Source organism: Rhodoferax sp., from assembly GCF_018063565.1.
Classification (GTDB): Bacteria; Pseudomonadota; Gammaproteobacteria; order Burkholderiales; family Burkholderiaceae_C; genus Rhodoferax.
In genome coordinates this window covers 1-2,578 of the sequence record NZ_JAGPBB010000193.1, presented here as the reverse complement: position 1 = coordinate 2,578, position 2,578 = coordinate 1, and the positions used below count along the sequence as shown (strand labels likewise).

3 protein-coding genes and 1 pseudogene are annotated in these 2,578 nt (G+C 56.1%); 3 read left to right on the top strand and 1 reads right to left on the bottom strand.

The features are described from left to right. Positions 1–125: pseudogene (locus KBF66_RS19535) on the bottom strand (nitrogenase component 1); the annotation flags it as partial. Between the two features lie 63 nt (positions 126–188). Here KBF66_RS19535 and KBF66_RS19530 point away from each other — a divergent pair. From KBF66_RS19530 to KBF66_RS19520, 3 genes are read left to right on the top strand one after another with little or no spacing between them, the layout of a single operon-like run. Next, positions 189–1,568, top strand: a complete 1,380-nt coding sequence (locus KBF66_RS19530) for a recombinase family protein (protein WP_296661431.1) — start codon at positions 189–191, stop codon at positions 1,566–1,568. Further along, entirely contained in the window at positions 1,565–1,927 is a 363-nt protein-coding gene (locus tag KBF66_RS19525) for a site-specific recombinase resolvase (protein WP_296661429.1), read from the top strand. The genes KBF66_RS19530 and KBF66_RS19525 overlap by 4 nt, the downstream gene beginning before the upstream one ends. 8 nt (positions 1,928–1,935) lie before the next feature. After that, positions 1,936–2,433: a LacI family transcriptional regulator gene (locus tag KBF66_RS19520; RefSeq protein WP_296661428.1), complete on the top strand. Its 498-nt coding sequence runs from the start codon at positions 1,936–1,938 to the stop codon at positions 2,431–2,433. The last annotated feature ends 145 nt before the right edge of the window (positions 2,434–2,578 follow it).

The window sequence follows — 2,578 nt, the reverse complement described above, 5'->3', positions numbered from 1 at the left end:
CCAAATTTCTCAGTGGCACGTTGGCACACCGCTTCGATGTCGTCGCCCACCAGCGCAGTCACACAGGTCTGATAGACAAACACGGCGGGCGGGTTGTACTTGTCCAGAATCTCGCGGATGGACTTGAGCGGCACGCCATGGTCTGGGCCTCTGTTTTTTGGCCTTAAAACCAACCGCAAGGAGGCTGCATGAATACAGCCACCCAAGTTGCGTCACCAAAACCACGCAAACGTTGCGCAGTGTATTGCCGCGTCTCTTCTGACGAGCGGCTCGAGCAGGAATTCAACTCCATCGATGCGCAGAAAGAGGCTGGCCAATCCTATGTTGCCAGCCAACGCTCGGAAGGCTGGATTCCGGTGGTGGATGACTACGACGACCCCGGTTTTTCTGGTGGCAACACCGAGCGACCCGGGCTTAAGCGCCTGATGGCTGACATCGAGCGCGGTCTGGTTGACATTGTGGTGGTTTATAAAATTGACCGGCTGACTCGCAGCTTGGCCGATTTTTCAAAGATGGTCGAGGTGTTCGAGCGCCAGGGCGTGTCATTCGTATCTGTCACCCAGCAGTTCAACACCACCACGTCGATGGGGCGTTTGATGCTCAACGTCCTGCTGTCGTTTGCACAGTTTGAGCGGGAAGTCACCGGCGAGCGGATCCGCGACAAAATTGCCGCCAGCAAACGCAAGGGCCTGTGGATGGGTGGGATGCCACCGCTAGGTTATGACGTGGCCAACCGGCTGCTGGTGGTCAACGAGACAGAGGCTCAATTGGTGCGACGCATCTTTGGCGAAATGCTCACAATTGGGTCCACAACCCGCATCGCGCAGGGATTGGCGATCGAAGGCATCACTACCAAATCCTGGACGACCCAGGACGGACAGGTACGCAGTGGCACCTCAATGGACAAAAAGTATTTGTTCAAGCTGTTGCGGAACCGCATCTATTTGGGCGAGTTGTCGCACAAGGGCAGTTGGTTTCCGGGTGCGCATGCTGCCATCATCGACCACGGTCTTTGGGGTCAGGTGCATGAGGTGCTGGCGCGCAACCCGCACGTCAGATCGGTGGAGACACAAACCCGCGAGAGCACCGAGGCGCTCCTGCGAGGTCTGCTTTTTGGACCCAGTGGCGACCCGATGTACCCGACCTACGCCAGCAAGAACAAACGCAAGTACCGCTATTACGTATCCAAGGCTGAAATGCGATTCGGTGCAGCGGGTAAAACGCACGAGCGTATTCCGGCCGCCGAGGTGGAAGCCGCGACGGTCAATCAAGTCAAAACGGTGCTGTCTAGCCCCGAAGCCATCACCGCCGTTTGCAAATCACTTGAACTGCAAGGTGTCCGGATCAACGAAGACGTGGTCGTGATGGGACTTCACCAGCTCGGTGAAGCTTGGGAACAGCTGTACTGGGCCGAGCGGATCAGGATCGTCAAACTAATGATCGAGAGGGTTGATCTGGTTGCCGGTGGACTAAAGGTGAAGTGGCACGCTCTGGGCTGGAAGGAACTCATCAAAGAGTTCGCAGCGAAGGGCTTTGGCGCGGAATTGGTGGAAATGGAGACCGTATGAACGCTGACCTCGAATCCTTTGTGCCCCTTACTTATTCCCGGCGTGGCGTTCAGCGGCTGGCCACCACCAGCGTAGCTGCACCTGACACGACTTTTTTGGATGGACTGAGTCGTGCGTTTTACTGGCAAAGCCTGCTGGATACCGGTGTCATGAAAAGTGGCTCCGAAATTGCCAAGAATGAAGGCCTTCACCACTCGGTGGTCAACGAACTGATGCGTCTGACACTGCTGGCTCCGGACATCATTGGGCAGTTGATGAGCGGTACACAACCACGGCGGCTTAATTTAATGTGGTTTCAACGCAACCGGCTCCCGGTGGATTGGCAGGCCCAGCGCGCCATCATCGACGGCTTCAAATAGGACTCAACATGGCAAAAAATGACAGAGGCATGATGACCGGGGAGCCGGTGACGTACCAAATCCCTGCGCCAGCAGGTGGTGTGCAGATGGAGACGTTCATTCCGTGGACGTTGGTCAAACGCGGTGTCCGGCGGCAAGTGATCACGCCAATTGATGCACCGGAGCATTTTGAAGAGGAAGCGGTAGTGGAGCGGCAGCAGCGCAAACTTGCCAAAGACAGCCCGTTGATCCGGGCGCTGGGGCTGGCGCACTACTGGCAGCGGTTGCTGGACGAGGGAAAGTATCGGTCGCTGACGGAAATCGCTGCAGTGGAAAGTATCGATCTCGGTCAGGCAAGCCGGACGGCACAATTGACACGGCTGGCACCTGAGGTCATTCAATCTTGTCTGTCCGCAAGCAGTAGCACGCCAAAACTGGATGTGTTGGTTCGAGCTTGTCTTACCAGTATGTGGGCGGATCAGTCAACGCAAATTTCCATTGGATCGCAAGGCCGGCAAAAGGCTTGATTCTTGGCGCGCAAAGTCGCTTTGGCCATGGTCGGCTATGAGCCCGTTACGTACCGACAATCCATTTCAGAGCCAAAATCCCACAAATTGACTTCGATCCGAAGAGAACTGTCGTTCGCTGACAGTTGCAGATTTCCTGCAAATA